This is a genomic window from Bradyrhizobium sp. AZCC 1678, from assembly GCF_036924765.1.
Classification (GTDB): Bacteria; Pseudomonadota; Alphaproteobacteria; order Rhizobiales; family Xanthobacteraceae; genus Bradyrhizobium; species Bradyrhizobium algeriense.
In genome coordinates, this window is record NZ_JAZHSE010000001.1 from 4,576,062 (window position 1) to 4,590,099 (window position 14,038).

Sequence of the window (14,038 nt, forward strand, 5' to 3'; positions counted from 1 at the left end):
GTTCACTCTCAAGCCGGAGCATCCTCACCACCTTCGAACAACTGAATCGGTGCCCCCGGCATGATGGTCGAGATCGCATGCTTGTAGACAAGCTGCGAATGACCGTCGCGCCGAAGCAGCAAGCAGAAGTTGTCAAACCAGGTAACAATCCCCTGCAGCTTCACTCCGTTGACCAGAAAGATCGTTAGTGGCGTCTTTGTTTTACGAACGTGGTTTAGGAAGGTGTCTTGTAGATTTTGTGCGCGGTCTGCCGCCATTTTTTTTGTCCCGCCGTCTCGTGCTTCTTTTTTGTTAAGCCGGTTGTTGCTCTCTCACGGAGCCTGCCCCGACTCGCCGGCTTCCCCTGAGATCCCCCTCCGGTCGGCTCGGCAGGACGATTAGAGGGTACGCGCGGTTTTAAGGCAAGCCGGTTCGCGTTCCACCTAGCAGGAACCCAGTGGCCATTCTCCGTAAAAGTGCGGAAAGAGATAAATATTCCAAAGCAAGTGCATGGATCGGCTCAAAGCAAGCGAAACGAGCCTCAGGTTCCGGCAGGTAACGAACAAGCGATTCACTCAAGTCTCAGCCAACCCCAAGCGCTTTGAGCTTGCGGTGGAGCGCCGAACGCTCCATGCCGACGAATTCGGCGGTGCGCGAAATGTTGCCCGAGAACCGGCTGATCTGCGCGATTAGATAGTCGCGCTCGAACACTTCCCGCGCCTCGCGCAGCGGCAGCCCCATGATGTGCTCGCCATTGTTGCTGGTCGGCATCGCCGGCACCATCGAACCTACATCCTGAGGCAGCATGTCGGCCGTGATGATCGCTTCAGGGCCGCCGCCGGCCAGAATCATGACGCGCTCGACATTGTTGCGGAGCTGGCGGACGTTGCCGGGCCAGACATGCGACTGCAATACCGCCATGGCGTCCTGGCCGATCTGCCGCTTCGGCAAACCGGTCGCCGCCGATATCTGGTCCATGAAATAGTCGATCAGTTCCGGGATGTCCTCGCGCCGCTCCGACAGCGGGGGGACGCGGATCGGCACCACCGACAGCCGGTGGTAGAGATCCTCGCGGAAGCGCCCTTCCGCGATCTCTTCCTCCAGGTTGCGCGCCGTCGAGGAGATGATGCGGACGTCGACATGAATCTTGGCGGTGCCGCCCGAGCGCTGAAAGGTCTGATCGACCAGCACGCGCAGGATCTTGTTCTGGGTCTCGCGCGGCATGTCGGCGATTTCGTCGATGAACAGCGTGCCGCCGTGGGCTTCCTCCAGCGCGCCCGGCTTGCGCGCCTGCTCGCCGTTCGACTGCTCGATGCCGAACAATTCGACTTCCATCCGCTCCGGCGTGATCGCCGCGGCGTTGATCACCACGAACGGTCCTTCAGAGCGGCTCGAGGCGTTGTGCAGCGTGCGCGCGGCCAGCTCCTTGCCCGAACCGGAGGGGCCGACGATCAGGATGCGGCTGTTGGCCTTGGCCGCCCGGTCGATGGTCTGGCGCAGCTGGTTCATGCAGGCAGAGCGGCCGGTGAGAACGCTGGCGGTGGGAGCCAGTTGCTTGAGTTCCTTCACCTCGCGCTTGAGGCGCGAGGTTTCCAGCGCCCGCGTCGCCACCAGGATCAGCCGGTCGGACTTGAACGGCTTTTCGATGAAGTCGTAGGCGCCGCGCTTGATCGCAGCCACCGCGGTCTCGATGTTGCCGTGGCCGGAGATCATCACCACGGGAACGTCGGCATGATCCTTCTTGACCTGCTCGAGCAATTGCAGGCCGTCGAGCTTGGAGCCCTGCAGCCAGATGTCGAGGAACACCAGATGCGGGCGGCGGTTGGCGATCTCGCCCAGCGCCGAATCGCTGTCGCGCGCAGTACGGGTATTGAAGCCTTCATCCTCCAGGATGCCTGCAACGAGGTCACGAATATCGGCTTCGTCGTCGACAATCAGAATGTCACTGGCCATGGGTTACACCTGTCTTGTCAGTTGCCTGTCGCGGCTTCGGTTTTTGCTTCATCATTGGTCGTGGTTGCCGTCCCGTTGGTTCCGCCTGACGGCGCTTTTGTTTCTTCAGCCTGTGGCTTTGCCTCCGGCGACGGCTGCTTCGCTTCCGCCTTCGGCGCATGGCCCGTGACGGCGAACCGCAGCCGCATCCAGGCGCCGCGCTGCCCGGACCGGAAATCGGAGGCATCCTTGAGTTCGATGCGGCCGCCATGGTCTTCCAGCACGCGGCCGACGATGGCGAGCCCGAGCCCGGTGCCCTTTTGGCGCGTCGTCACATAGGGCTCCAGCAACCGCGCACGGCTCACTTTCGGCAGGCCGATACCATTGTCGATCACGTCGATCACGATGTCGTCGTTTTCGCGCGCGGCAATGACGTCGATACGTCCCTTGCCGAGTTCTTCCGGCGGCACCTGCTCGATCGCCTCCGTCGCGTTCTTGATGATGTTGGTCAACGCCTGCGAGATCAGCCGGCGGTCGAACTGTGCGCGCATCGGATCCTGCTTGATATCGGCTTCGATATCGAGATCGGGATGACCGACCTTCATCAGGAATACTGCCTGGCGCACGGTATCGGCGACGTCCTCGCCTTCCATGACCGGCTTTGGCATCCGCGCGAAGCGAGAGAATTCATCAACCATCCGCCTGATGTCGTCGACCTGTCGCACGATGGTGTCGGTACATTGTTCGAAGATGTTCTTGTCTTCGGTGATGACCTTGCCGAATTTGCGGCGGATGCGTTCAGCCGAAAGCTGAATCGGCGTCAGCGGATTCTTGATTTCGTGGGCGATGCGGCGCGCAACGTCGCCCCATGCCGAGGTGCGCTGCGCGGAAACGAGATCCGTGATGTCGTCGAGCGTGATGATGTAGCTGTCGCGCGAATGGCTGGTCTGCTCGGCGCTGACGCGGACCGACAAATTGCGCTCGTGGCCGTCGCGCGTGATCGTGATCTGGCCCTGCACCAGGCGCTGCGTGCCCTCGCGTGCGGTCTTCATCATGTCGTCGAGCTCGGGCAGCACGTCCGACAGCGGATGGTCCAGCGTCTCGGACTCAGCATGGCCGATGAGTTTCTCGGCCGAACGGTTCAGGATGCCGACGCTGCCGGAGGCGTCGACGCCGATGATGCCGGCGCTGGCCGACGACAGCACCGCCTCGATGAATCGCCGGCGGCTGTCGATCAGGTCCGATGCGCTGACCAGTTCGTCGCGCTGGGTGCGCAATTCAGCCGTCATCTTGTTGAAGGTCTCGCCGAGTTGCGCGAGGTCGCCTTCGGACTTGTGCACCGGCACCTGGACGTGCAAATCGCCGGTCGAAACGATATTGGCTGCACTCATCAGATTGCGGATCGGCGACACCAGCCAGTTGGCGAAATTCAGCCCGAGCAAGATGGACGCCATCAAAATAGTGAGTGCGATCACGGCAAACATCAGCGCGAAGGTGACCTGGATGCCGAGCCGTTGGGCTTCGATCTGGGCATATTCGGCGACGCTGGCCTGCGTTTGCTTGAGCTGACTGACCACCCGTGGGTCGAGCAGACGGGCAACATAAAGAAAAGTGTCAGTGAAGCCGCGGAGGCGAATTACTGCTGCCACGTAGTTTTCTTCCGGGAATACCGCAATCTCCGGCTTGCTTTCGCCGACATCGTTGAGGAATTCCTGCGGCGGCGTCGCGAATTGCTGCTTGATGCCGGTTTGCGCCGTCACCAGAACGTTGCGATCCTTGTCGATCAGCATCGCGCCCGGCAAATTGCGTACGGCAGCGTTGTTCGTCAGCAACTCGAAAAATGACTGCCGGTCCTGATCGAAAAGCGGCCGCGCATTGGAAAGATCGTTGGCCATCCCCAGAATGTCGCTATTGATCAAAAAGGCGTGCTCATTGACATAGGCATGGGCGATCCTCAGGGAGTTCTCGATCGCCGCTCGCGTTGGCCCGGAAAACAGCCTGTCGAGACCACGATCGAGGGTGACATTGGCGACAATGGCAACCACGACCGCCGGCAGCACGGCGATGATGGAGAACAGGCTGACGATCTGGACGTGCAGCCGTGCCGCCGCCCGGCCCCGCCGCCGCGCCTGAATCACCAGCCAGACTTCGCGGACGATGATGCCGACCAGCAGCAGGATGGTCGCCGCATTGATCAGCAGGAACGAATAGACGACATGGCGGGTCGGCTCGATCGGCGTCAGGCCGCTCAAGACCATGAAGGTCAGAAATGCCGACAGCAGCGCGATCGCGACCGCAAACGGCGCCACCCATTTCCGCAGGATTCCCCCTCCGGATTCGGTATGCGACGGGTCGAATGGTGGTGCCGAGGTCGTTTCTGCGGTGGTCATTCCGGCAATCGGTGATCGGAAAGGGCTAGTGCCCGCCATTCGCGGACTGATGCATTCATATCACAATGTTGCCGGAATACGGCATCAGTAAGATGCCTGTAATTTCAATGCCTTACTAACAGAAATTACCAGCAAGTGGCAAAATTACCAAACGGCGAATCGACAATGGGTGGCGCCTTCAGCGGCGATTAACCATGTTGCGCCGCTTAGGCCGACGCGACCGCCGTCGCGCGAGCGGCTATTTTCGCATCGACCCATTGGTCGATCTCAGCGGTGACCCAGGCGACGCGCCAGTCACTCAAGGGCACCCGCTTCGGGAACTTTGTTCTCGACCTCCCAGCCGGGCGACCTGTCGGCGGCTCAAGAGAACTCCCCGGTTCTTCAACTGAGACGAGCTTCGGCATCCTCATCGGCTCGCCGATCACTCCTGTCTCCAACTGTGACGCCATTACTTTTCTCGTGATGCACAGCGCGACGGAACTCATCCTGACAGGTTAGACCCTCGAAACCGGTCTTTTCCACGTCTGTCCACAGTCTCCTGTGCCGTTGCAGAGCCCGTGCGGGAGTGCAGAATGAAGTTGGCCCCGAGGTTTCCTGCCGCATGACTACGGACCCACGCGTCGATTTCATCCTACAGAACGCTGGTCGCCTCATTACGGTCGCCACCAGATGCGCTTGGTCGTTCGGCGCGGCGGACGGGCTGAACGATGTTCTTACAGCTCCGACTGCCCCCACCGGGGAGTGGCGTCAGCCCGTCTCGGTTCTGCATCGGGACTCGCTTCTTATGGCCGCCTTACGGGTCGCCATTCTGCTGGACGCCGACGCAACGGTGGTCAGCTTTCAAACGCTCTACCATGGTTTGAAGGAACCTGCTGTGCAAGCAGCCCTCCTGAAGGCGCTGGAGGCCCGGCGCGGCCTTGATGTCTTCACGCCGACGCGGGTTGAGATCATTGCAGAATATCTCCGGACCTATCGAGAAATCGATTGGAATGCCCATGGTCGGCTAACGCACTTCCGTAACATGGGCATTGCCCACCTGACAGTCGCTGAACTGAAAAAGTCGGTCACAATCGCGGAGTTACGTACCATGGTCGGGATCATCTCCCGGCTGGCGGTCGCCTTGCAGCACTTCGTCCAAACCGACACGGCCTTTCGTGACGACATGGCCGACGAGTGCCGGGATCAGGTTAAGCGAGTGATCACGTCGCCTCGGTCGCTGCCGATTTGAGCGACCTGATCCTAACGACCTCCTGCCCAAGCGTAGCAATCAACTTTGCCGTCGCGACTTCGAGTTTCTCGCACGTATCGGCATAAGGTCGGAGAGCGTCGCTGTAACGCATTCCCGTGCTTGGAATCTCAATGATGTCGCTTTCAGGATAGGTGTCGAGCAATCGTTTGGCCTTCGGTAGTTCGGTCCGGATGATATCCAGCGCGACGGCGACTTCCACAGGAAACAATTCGAGGCTTTTCCAAGCTTCCTCGACCTCCTCCAGCATGCCAATTCGGATAGCGGAAGGTGGAAATCTTCGCGCAGACACCGTGTAGCCGGTTAACACTTTGCGCACGTCCCCCGACTGCACACGCATCTTCTCAATCGGGTAAAGCAGGCGCAAGTAAAGGCCAATCTTCTTTCGGTCCAGCTCTCGCTGATCCCGGTCCGAGTCTGCGTTTACTTTTGCCATTGCGCCACGGTACGCGAGCGTGCCGCCGATCAACGCAATAAAAGCGGCCATCAAAGGCTGCCAATCCTTCAATGTAGTGGTGTTGGCAGGTTCAAAAATACCGGTCCACGCCACCAGCGCCGCAGCGAAAAGCAGCAAACATATTCCGAATGCATCGAGCTTCATCCGGTTAGTTTGCCTTCGCTCGTTGAGGTTGTCCACGGCCGAGCATTACAGCGGCCCTCAAGGGCGAGAAGAACATGCCCAACGAAATCCCCGAGAGGCAGGTACAGATGATGCTCGGCCATGCCCTCATCGACGCGTTCCTCAAGAACCGCATGCCGCCAATCCCGCCGGAGAAGCCATCACTCCGCGTCGTCTAGCGCCGGCTTCGGGCTGCGCCGTGATGCCGAAGGCGCGCCGCGCAGCAGCGGCGGCTCCTAATCACGATGCGGTCGCAGCTTTGAACCGGCATTGATTGGCAAATCAAATCGGCCTCGGTCGGCAATGTCCACCTGCTTCGCAATCAGCGGGACCAGGCGGATGAGACGAGCCGCTGTCTCCGGCACAGAATATTTGCGCCAAGCGCCGTCGAGAAAGAAAAACACGATCTTGGATCGGTCGAGCGCCATGCGTTCGTGCGGCCTAAACTGGATGCGAAGGTCCTTGGTCACGACAGCCCATCCGCCGTCACGATCAAGTTCCGCCATCCAATCGACGTCAGAAATGTCGCGGGGGAATTTGTCGCTCAATGCGACCAGCGTGTGATCAGGGTACAAATGCTGTAGGGAACGGGGTATCGCGGGACTAAGATTATGGTCGACGAGCAGCTTCACGCCGCAAGTCGTTGTTCAAAGCCGAGTGCAGCCCGAATTTCGGCCTTCGGCAATTCGTAGAGAGAAGCGACGGCGTCGACCGAGCCTTCCACCTTAACCGCCTCGGCCAATATTTCCGTCGGGATGCCATGCCGCACAATCGGACGGCCGAACGATCTATTGGGGTCAATCAGAACTGACCGATGCCTCATGCCGAGCGGATACCACCTCGCGACCGTTGAGGCGTCGAATTCCAAGTCACGCAGACTTGGCTCGATAATCGTGCGGAAAACCTGTTGCCGCTTTTTGAGATCGATCATCCGGCCATCGTGATCTTTTTCGGTGATTTCCAAAAAGATCGTCTTTCCATCGGTCCGAAATCTCTGTGTCGAAAACGGGCGGTCGTCCTGAACCTCATCAACTGCGCGACGGTAACAATCCCGAATCGTGGTCAGGCCGATCCCGAGATCGCGAAACGCCTTGACGAACCGAAGTTCGATGAGGTCGCGGAAACTCAGCTCAATCTGATCGTCGTCGTTGTGATAATCTGGCTGCCAGAGCGGGTCTGAATGATGCGATCCGTCCTCGCCATGAGAATAACCCCGGAGCCAGCGGGAAACAGTGTTGCGTGACACGCGACGAGCTGGTGGCAGCCCAGGCCTACTAAAGTTGAGCAAGCGAAGGCTCTCTACGGCGCTGTACGCGCCTCGCCCGAGGGCATCCGGCTCACTGGAGCGGTCTCTCACCATGCAACACCAATAGCGCCCGAATCGTGCGGAGGAAAGTCCTTGACCTCGGCCACTGCTCTCCGCAGCCTGCCACGGAAGCCGTTAAAATCATCTGACGGATGCTAAACCAACAAATCCATCAAAGCCGCCGCTGGCGATGGTGCGCTAACCTCCATAGGCTGTTCGGATTGCCGACCAGAAGGGCGGCGCGGTCGCTGACCAGCAATGCAGCTTGATCACCAACCTCTGGCGCTTTGCGAAGCGCTACCCGGAGTTCAAGCCCGGCGACAAGCTCTGACCTACCCTCGGCGCGATGCATCACTATGAGTACGATGGCGTAGGCATCTTGGCGTGGCCGGAGGCGCCACAAGTCGCCAAAGATGGCTATCTTCTACGTGAAACAGGCCAACAAGATCAGGCTCGGCGAGACGGCCACCGCGAAGCTGGAAACTTACCTTGAGGAGCGTGGCGCGGAGCGCGTGCGCTATGCCGAGGAACGAGTCGCAGAGCGCCGAGCCGGGATCAAGCGGATGAAGTAAAACTGGGCCTACTCGACAGAGAAAGGTAGCCGTCTCTGGTGAGACGGCATTACCCTTGCTCCTGTAAGGGGTTGGGGTTACGACCCCAGCCACACCAAGAAGGCAACCAGGACCTGGGGATCGACCCTTAGGGAGATTGTCATGAGCGGACACCTCCTTTGGCGGTAGTAGCCGTAAACGTCGGCCGACGTTTGTCTTCAATAATTCCGCGACCGTCGGACCGCTAAAGCGATCGATCCCCAGCCGCGCCACCCGTCTTTATTGCGAAGGGAAGCGAGTGCTATCCCTAGCCGCCGCTCCGGTAGACCTGAATGTCGAGATCCCTGATCTTCTTCCGCAGCGTATTTCGGTTGAGGCCGAGCAGGTCGGCTGCGCGGATCTGGTTGCCGCGGGTGGCCGCCAGCGCCGCGGTGAGCAGCGGCACCTCGATCTCCTTGAGGATGCGGTGGTAGAGGCCCGGCGGCGGCACGCCGTTCGGGAAGCCGGAGAAGTGCGAGGACAGGTAGGCCTCGACCGCGCCGCCGAGGTTCTCCACGCCCATCGGGGCATTGCCGCCCGAGGTGACCGCCGGCGGCGCCAGCTCGCCGTCGATGACCGAGGCCGTGATGACGTCCTGCGGATAAAGCGCCGCCAGCCGGCGGGCGAGGTTTTCAAGCTCGCGCACGTTGCCGGGCCAGCGGTGCTGCTTGAGGCGTTCCAGCGCCAGCGTATCGAGCTTCTTCGGCGGCAAACCGTCCTTTTCGGCGAGCGAAAAGAAATGCCTGATGAGATCGGGCAGATCCTCGATCCGCTCCCGCAACGGCGGCAGGCGCAGCGGCACGACGTTGAGGCGGAAGAACAAATCCTCCCGGAACAGGCCCTGCTGGATCAGGATGCGCAAATCCTTGTTGCTCGCCGCCACGATCCGGACGTCGGTCTTGATCGGGGTGCGCCCGCCGACCGTGGTGTATTCGCCCTGCTGCAGCACCCGCAGCAACCGCGTCTGCGCCTCCATCGGCATGTCACCGATTTCGTCGAGAAACAGCGTGCCGCCTTCGGCCTGCTCGAACCGGCCCGACGCGCGGGTATTGGCCCCGGTAAACGCGCCGCGCTCATGGCCGAACAATTCGGATTCGATCAGGTCGCGCGGGATCGCCGCCATGTTGACGGCGACGAACGGGCCGTTGCGACGCTTGCCGTAGTCATGCAGCGCGCGGGCGACCAGTTCCTTGCCGGTGCCGGACTCGCCGGAGATCATCACCGTGAGGTCGGTCTGCATCAACCGCGCCAGCACCCGGTAGATTTCCTGCATCGCCGGCGAGCGGCCAACCAAGGGGATCGAATCGAATTCGGAATCGTCCGCCGCGCTCGCCACCCGCTCCTTCGGCTCGGCCAGTGCACGGCCGACGATGGTGATGAGCTCCTTCAGGTCGAACGGTTTCGGCAGATATTCATAGGCGCCGCGTTCCGAGGCCCGGATCGCCGTCATGAAGGTATTTTGCGCGCTCATGACGATGACCGGCAAGTTCGGCCGCATCTTCTTGATACGTGGCAAGAGATCGAACGCGTTCTCGTCGGGCATCACCACATCGGTGATGACGAGATCGCCCTCGCCCTGGCTTACCCAGCGCCACAGCGTCGCGGCGTTCCCGGTCAAACGAACTTCATATCCGGCGCGCGAAAGCGCCTGGTTCAGAACCGTGCGGATGGCGGTGTCGTCATCGGCAACGAGAATGCTACCTGCGGGCATCGTTATTCCTCATCTTGCGTCCTGTGAGGCAGGCGGCAGCGTACCCGGAACGCCGTCGCGGTTGCTTTGGTCGAACTGTTTGGTGGGATTGAACATCGGCATCAGCACGCGGAACGTGGTCTTCCGCGGCTGCGATTCGCATTCGATGATGCCGCCGTGATCGCCGACGATCTTGGCAACCAGCGCCAGGCCGAGCCCGCTGCCGGTTTGCTTTGTCGTCACGAAGGGATCGAACAGGTTCGGCAGCAGGTCTTCCGGCACGCCGGAACCGTTGTCCTTAACGCAGAATTCGAGCGGCAGCGACACCCGCGATTTCTTGCCCGGCACCGACAGGCGGACGCCGGGACGGAACGCGGTGGTGAGCTGGATTTCTGCGTCCGAGCCGAGATCGGCCACCGCTTCAGCGGCGTTCTTCACGAGATTGAGGAACACCTGAATGAGCTGATCCTGATTGGCCAGCACCGGAGGCAGTGACGGATCGTAGTCCTCGATAAAGCGGATGTTGCGGGCGAAGCCGGACTGCGCCAGCCGCTTGACGTGGTCGAGCACCGAGTGGATGTTGACCGGCCCGCGCGCCACCGGACGGTCGTCGCCGAACACTTCCATGCGATCGACCAGGGTGACGATGCGGTCGGCCTCGTCGCAGATCAGCCGCGTCAGCATGCGGTCTTCGGATGAGGCCGCCTGCTCCAGCAATTGCGCCGCGCCGCGGATACCCGACAGCGGGTTCTTGATTTCATGCGCCAGCATCGCGGCCAGCGCGATCACCGAGCGCGCCGCGCTCCGGTGGGTCAACTGCCGGTCCATCTTGTCGGCGATGGTGCGCTCCTGCAGCATCACGACGATGTGGCCGGGCCGTTCGGTGAGCGGGGCGACGTGGAGGTCGACCTGGCGATCGCCGCCGATGCGGGGCGTACCGAGATCGACCTTGTATTCGTTGACGGGCGAGCCGCTCGAGCGCACCTGGTCGATCAACGCCAGCAGCGGACTGCCGAACGGCACCAACTCCTTCAGCGACTGTCGCCGCAAAAATTGCGTCGAAATCTCGAAGAAGGATTCGGCGGCGATATTGGCGTCGACGATGCGGCCGTCGGGCGCCACCAGCAGCACCGGGTTCGGCAGCGCGTTGAGGATGGCCTCACTGTCGGTGGGCACGGCGCGGCGGTGTTCTGCGACTGAACTCATGCAGCAGCACTCCATGCGAAATCGTCGAACGCGTCCTGCAACGATCGGTGCACCCGGTGCGGATCCTCGGACGTCAGAATCTTTTGCCGCCAGCACTTCAGCGTCTCCGCGGGCGCGCGACTGCACTGCGCCGCGATCTCCAACGCCCAGCCGAGATGCTTGCGCGCGTGCTTGAGCCCGATGCGCAGCCCGTAATGGCTGCAGACCTCGTCGTAGAGCGCGCGCACATGCGCGAGTTGTTCGGCGAGCGATGGTGCAGTCTCCGCCTGTCCGGTTTCGAGCCGGCGGCCGATCTGCCCGGGCAGCCACGGCTGGCCCTGCGCGCCGCGCCCGATCATCACGGCGTCCGCCCCTGACACTTCCAGCGCCTGAACCGCCTTCTCGAATGAAGTGATGTCGCCGTTGACGACGAGCGGCACGGAGACCGCGTCCCTGACCGCGCGCACGGCGGCCCAATCGGCTGTGCCCTTGTAGAACTGACAACGCGTGCGCCCATGCACGGTAATCATCTGCGCGCCGGCGCCTTCTGCGCGGCGCGCCAGTTCGGGCGCGTTAAGCGAGCGATCGTCCCAGCCGAGCCGCATCTTCAGCGTCACTGGAACTTTCACCGCCGCGATCGTGGCTTCGATTAGCGTGAGCGCATGATCGAGATCGCGCATCAGCGCCGAACCGGATTGACCGCCGGTGACATGACGCGCCGGACAGCCCATATTGATATCGATGATGTCGGCGCCGGCCGCTTCCGCAACCCGTGCGCCCTCCGCCATCCAATGCGCCTCGCAACCCGCGAGCTGAACGACGTGCGCTCCGACGCCGGCTGTCTCGCAGCGCAGAAGCGACATCGGCCTGCCGTGCACGAGTTCGTCGCTGGCGGTCATCTCTGAGACGACCAGTCCGGCGCCGAGAGTGGCGGCAAGGCGTCGAAAGGGAGCATCAGTGACGCCGGACATCGGCGCCAGGAGAACCCGGTTGGCGATAGCAATCTCGCCTATTTTCAACGGCTTAGTACGTGAACTTTCCGGGCCGGTCACGGCGTTCTCATGGTTGGGGCGGCGGCGTCATTGCAACCGTCGGCGCATATTGTGAGCACAAATCTTGGGCAGTCAAGCTTCTTGCCTACACTTTAGACAGATCTATCATTTGTGCAAGTGCACTGCAACAAAAACCGCTTTTCCCACAGGTGATGGGAATCACTCTGTTTTCCGTATTCGGCATGGTAAGGGCTGTGCGCCAGCGCGGTCTGACGTCCCCTCCTCAACCTGATTCGTTCGTATTTGAGTCCAGATGCCCAAACCTGAGCGTACCGCAGCCATCCTCGTCGCAGCCGGACGCGGGCTTCGCGCCGGTGCCGGGGGACCCAAGCAATATCGCGAGATCGGCGGACAGACCGTGATCTTCCGCGCCATGCAGGCGTTCTGCCGGCATCCGGATGTGTTCGCCGTGCAGCCGGTCGTGAATCCCGATGACGCCGCGATCTTCATCGCGGCTGTCGCGGGACTACGCCATCAGCCGCCCACCAATGGCGGCGCGACACGTCAGGCTTCGGTGCATGCCGGGCTCGAGGCGCTGGCGGCAGAGAAGCCCGACATCGTCCTGATCCACGACGCCGCGCGCCCCTTCGTGACCCCTGCGGTGATTTCGCGCGCAATCGATGCCGCCGGCCGCACCGGCGCGGCGGTCCCTGCGATCCCGGTCACAGACACGATCAAGCAAGTCAGCGATACCGGCAATGTCGAGGCCACGCCCGAACGTGCACGGCTGCGAATCGCGCAGACACCACAGGCGTTTCGCTTCGATGTGATTCTCGATGCCCATCGCCGCGCCGCGCGCGACGGCCGCAGCGATTTCACCGATGATGCGGCGCTCGCGGAATGGGCGGGATTGACGGTAGCGACTTTTGAAGGCGATCCTGCAAACATGAAACTGACCACATCGGAAGATTTCGCCCGCGAGGAAGCCCGCCTCGCCGCCCAGCTCGGCGACATCAGGACCGGTACCGGCTACGACGTACACGCCTTCGGCGATGGTGATCATCTGATGCTCTGCGGTGTCCGCGTGCCGCACACCCGCGGTTTCCTCGCCCATTCCGACGGCGATGTCGGCCTGCACGCCCTGGTCGATGCCATCCTCGGCGCGCTGGCGGACGGCGATATCGGTTCGCACTTTCCGCCCACCGATCCGCAGTGGAAGGGTGCCGCGTCCGACAAATTCCTCAAATATGCCGTCGACCGCGTCACCGCGCGCGGCGGCCAGATCGCCAATCTCGAAGTCACGATGATTTGTGAACGCCCGAAGATCGGGCCGCTGCGCGATACCATGCGCGCCCGCATCGCCGAGATCACAGGTCTGAACATCTCACGCGTTGCGGTGAAGGCAACGACCAGCGAACGGCTCGGCTTTACCGGCCGCGAGGAAGGCATCGCCGCCACCGCGAGCGCCACCATCCGTCTGCCCTGGAGCGAGTAAGCCATGAGCGGCAGCGACGCCCGCGCCCTCTCCCGCTCGCTGCTCGATCTGTGCCGGATGCGCAAGCTGACGATTGCCACTGCAGAGTCCTGCACGGGCGGCCTGGTTGCCGGCGCGCTTACCGACATTCCCGGCTCGTCAGATGTGATCGACCGCGGTTTCGTCACCTATTCCAACGACGCCAAGCGCGCGATGCTCGGCGTCAAGGCCACGACGCTTGCGACCTTCGGCGCCGTCAGCAAGGAAACCGCGACCGCGATGGCGATCGGCGCTCTGGAAAAAGCCGGCGTCGATCTCGCGGTATCCATTACCGGCATCGCGGGCCCCGGCGGCGCCACGCCGGGTAAGCCGGTCGGCCTCGTGCATTTCGCGGTCGCCTCGCGCGACGGAAAAATACTCCACCGCGAATTCCGTTTTGGAGCCATTGGCCGCAGTACCGTGCGCCAGCGCTCCGTGGTGGAAGCGCTGCGCATGTTGATGGAGCTGGCGCGCGGCCCGCAGCCGCCGGTCAAGCCGCGCCGCGAAACGATGAGCCGGCTGCGCCTACGGGTGGCGCGCACGCCACGGCGCAGCGCCGTCAAACGGCGCCGGCCGGCGCGGACTTAAAGCCGGTA

Annotated in this window: 16 protein-coding genes; 6 read left to right on the forward strand and 10 right to left on the reverse strand. The window is 62.0% G+C overall.

Translation table 11 applies throughout. The features are described from left to right. Positions 1–8: 8 nt before the first annotated feature. From hfq to V1294_RS21575, 4 genes are all read right to left on the reverse strand, one after another. Positions 9–257 carry an RNA chaperone Hfq gene (gene hfq / locus V1294_RS21560; protein WP_006020546.1) on the reverse strand — a complete coding sequence of 83 codons (249 nt, stop codon included), beginning with the start codon at positions 255–257 and terminating at the stop codon, positions 9–11. Between the two features lie 304 nt (positions 258–561). After that, positions 562–1,932 carry a nitrogen assimilation response regulator NtrX gene (gene ntrX, locus V1294_RS21565; protein WP_334480739.1) on the reverse strand — a complete coding sequence of 457 codons (1,371 nt, stop codon included), beginning with the start codon at positions 1,930–1,932 and terminating at the stop codon, positions 562–564. 17 nt (positions 1,933–1,949) lie between these two features. Beyond that, a complete protein-coding gene (locus tag V1294_RS21570) occupies positions 1,950–4,301 on the reverse strand; it encodes a sensor histidine kinase NtrY-like (protein WP_334499955.1) in 2,352 nt (783 codons plus the stop codon). A 206-nt stretch (positions 4,302–4,507) separates the two neighbouring features. Next, a complete protein-coding gene (locus tag V1294_RS21575; RefSeq protein ID WP_334504757.1) occupies positions 4,508–4,609 on the reverse strand; it encodes a hypothetical protein in 102 nt (33 codons plus the stop codon). On the opposite strand from V1294_RS21575, the gene V1294_RS21580 reads away from it, so the two are divergent. Together V1294_RS21580 and V1294_RS21585 are read left to right on the forward strand one after the other, a co-directional pair. Further along, positions 4,575–4,799, forward strand: a complete 225-nt coding sequence (locus V1294_RS21580; RefSeq protein ID WP_334505009.1) for a hypothetical protein — start codon at positions 4,575–4,577, stop codon at positions 4,797–4,799. The genes V1294_RS21575 and V1294_RS21580 overlap by 35 nt on opposite strands. A gap of 103 nt (positions 4,800–4,902) precedes the next feature. Beyond that, a complete protein-coding gene (locus V1294_RS21585; RefSeq protein WP_334499957.1) occupies positions 4,903–5,529 on the forward strand; it encodes a hypothetical protein in 627 nt (208 codons plus the stop codon). On the opposite strand, the gene V1294_RS21590 is transcribed toward V1294_RS21585, so the two are convergent. Beyond that, positions 5,501–6,148: a hypothetical protein gene (locus V1294_RS21590; RefSeq protein WP_334499959.1), complete on the reverse strand. Its 648-nt coding sequence runs from the start codon at positions 6,146–6,148 to the stop codon at positions 5,501–5,503. The two genes, V1294_RS21585 and V1294_RS21590, sit on opposite strands and share 29 nt — an antisense overlap. A 74-nt stretch (positions 6,149–6,222) precedes the next feature. On the opposite strand from V1294_RS21590, the gene V1294_RS21595 reads away from it, so the two are divergent. Continuing rightward, positions 6,223–6,345 (forward strand): hypothetical protein, encoded by a 123-nt coding sequence (locus V1294_RS21595; RefSeq protein ID WP_334499962.1) that lies wholly within the window; start codon positions 6,223–6,225, stop codon positions 6,343–6,345. Between the two features lie 57 nt (positions 6,346–6,402). Here the strand turns inward: V1294_RS21595 and V1294_RS21600 are convergent, their stop codons facing one another. After that, complete coding sequence (locus V1294_RS21600) at positions 6,403–6,798, reverse strand: hypothetical protein (RefSeq protein WP_334499965.1); 396 nt, start codon at positions 6,796–6,798, stop codon at positions 6,403–6,405. After that, complete coding sequence (locus V1294_RS21605) at positions 6,795–7,412, reverse strand: DUF433 domain-containing protein (RefSeq protein WP_334499968.1); 618 nt, start codon at positions 7,410–7,412, stop codon at positions 6,795–6,797. The genes V1294_RS21600 and V1294_RS21605 overlap by 4 nt, the downstream gene beginning before the upstream one ends. Positions 7,413–7,885: 473 nt before the next feature. Between V1294_RS21605 and V1294_RS21610 the strand changes: the two genes are divergently transcribed. Then, entirely contained in the window at positions 7,886–8,044 is a 159-nt protein-coding gene (locus tag V1294_RS21610) for a hypothetical protein (protein ID WP_334499971.1), read from the forward strand. A gap of 286 nt (positions 8,045–8,330) precedes the next feature. Here V1294_RS21610 and ntrC read toward each other — a convergent pair whose 3' ends face one another. From ntrC to dusB, 3 genes are read right to left on the reverse strand one after another with little or no spacing between them, the layout of a single operon-like run. Then, positions 8,331–9,773 carry a nitrogen regulation protein NR(I) gene (gene ntrC / locus V1294_RS21615; RefSeq protein WP_212422545.1) on the reverse strand — a complete coding sequence of 481 codons (1,443 nt, stop codon included), beginning with the start codon at positions 9,771–9,773 and terminating at the stop codon, positions 8,331–8,333. Between the two features lie 9 nt (positions 9,774–9,782). Then, complete coding sequence (locus V1294_RS21620; RefSeq protein WP_108519394.1) at positions 9,783–10,958, reverse strand: two-component system sensor histidine kinase NtrB; 1,176 nt, start codon at positions 10,956–10,958, stop codon at positions 9,783–9,785. Beyond that, positions 10,955–11,956 carry a tRNA dihydrouridine synthase DusB gene (gene dusB, locus V1294_RS21625; protein ID WP_334504759.1) on the reverse strand — a complete coding sequence of 334 codons (1,002 nt, stop codon included), beginning with the start codon at positions 11,954–11,956 and terminating at the stop codon, positions 10,955–10,957. The genes V1294_RS21620 and dusB overlap by 4 nt, the downstream gene beginning before the upstream one ends. A gap of 286 nt (positions 11,957–12,242) precedes the next feature. Between dusB and V1294_RS21630 the strand changes: the two genes are divergently transcribed. Both V1294_RS21630 and V1294_RS21635 read left to right on the forward strand, forming a co-directional pair. Beyond that, positions 12,243–13,424, forward strand: coding sequence for a bifunctional 2-C-methyl-D-erythritol 4-phosphate cytidylyltransferase/2-C-methyl-D-erythritol 2,4-cyclodiphosphate synthase (locus V1294_RS21630; RefSeq protein WP_334499973.1), 1,182 nt, complete (start codon positions 12,243–12,245; stop codon positions 13,422–13,424). Positions 13,425–13,427: 3 nt separating this feature from the next. Next, positions 13,428–14,030 (forward strand): CinA family protein, encoded by a 603-nt coding sequence (locus V1294_RS21635; protein WP_334499976.1) that lies wholly within the window; start codon positions 13,428–13,430, stop codon positions 14,028–14,030. Positions 14,031–14,038 lie beyond the last annotated feature (8 nt).

Coding starts and splice junctions, on each gene's coding strand:
- V1294_RS21590 (WP_334499959.1), bottom strand. CDS start 6,148: ATGAAGCTCGATGCATTCGGAATATGTTTGCTGCTTTTCGCTGCGGCG.
- ntrC (WP_212422545.1), bottom strand. CDS start 9,773: ATGCCCGCAGGTAGCATTCTCGTTGCCGATGACGACACCGCCATCCGC.
- V1294_RS21630 (WP_334499973.1), top strand. CDS start 12,243: ATGCCCAAACCTGAGCGTACCGCAGCCATCCTCGTCGCAGCCGGACGC.
- hfq (WP_006020546.1), bottom strand. CDS start 257: ATGGCGGCAGACCGCGCACAAAATCTACAAGACACCTTCCTAAACCAC.
- V1294_RS21585 (WP_334499957.1), top strand. CDS start 4,903: ATGACTACGGACCCACGCGTCGATTTCATCCTACAGAACGCTGGTCGC.
- ntrX (WP_334480739.1), bottom strand. CDS start 1,932: ATGGCCAGTGACATTCTGATTGTCGACGACGAAGCCGATATTCGTGAC.
- V1294_RS21595 (WP_334499962.1), top strand. CDS start 6,223: ATGCCCAACGAAATCCCCGAGAGGCAGGTACAGATGATGCTCGGCCAT.
- V1294_RS21610 (WP_334499971.1), top strand. CDS start 7,886: ATGGCTATCTTCTACGTGAAACAGGCCAACAAGATCAGGCTCGGCGAG.
- V1294_RS21635 (WP_334499976.1), top strand. CDS start 13,428: ATGAGCGGCAGCGACGCCCGCGCCCTCTCCCGCTCGCTGCTCGATCTG.
- V1294_RS21570 (WP_334499955.1), bottom strand. CDS start 4,301: ATGACCACCGCAGAAACGACCTCGGCACCACCATTCGACCCGTCGCAT.
- V1294_RS21620 (WP_108519394.1), bottom strand. CDS start 10,958: ATGAGTTCAGTCGCAGAACACCGCCGCGCCGTGCCCACCGACAGTGAG.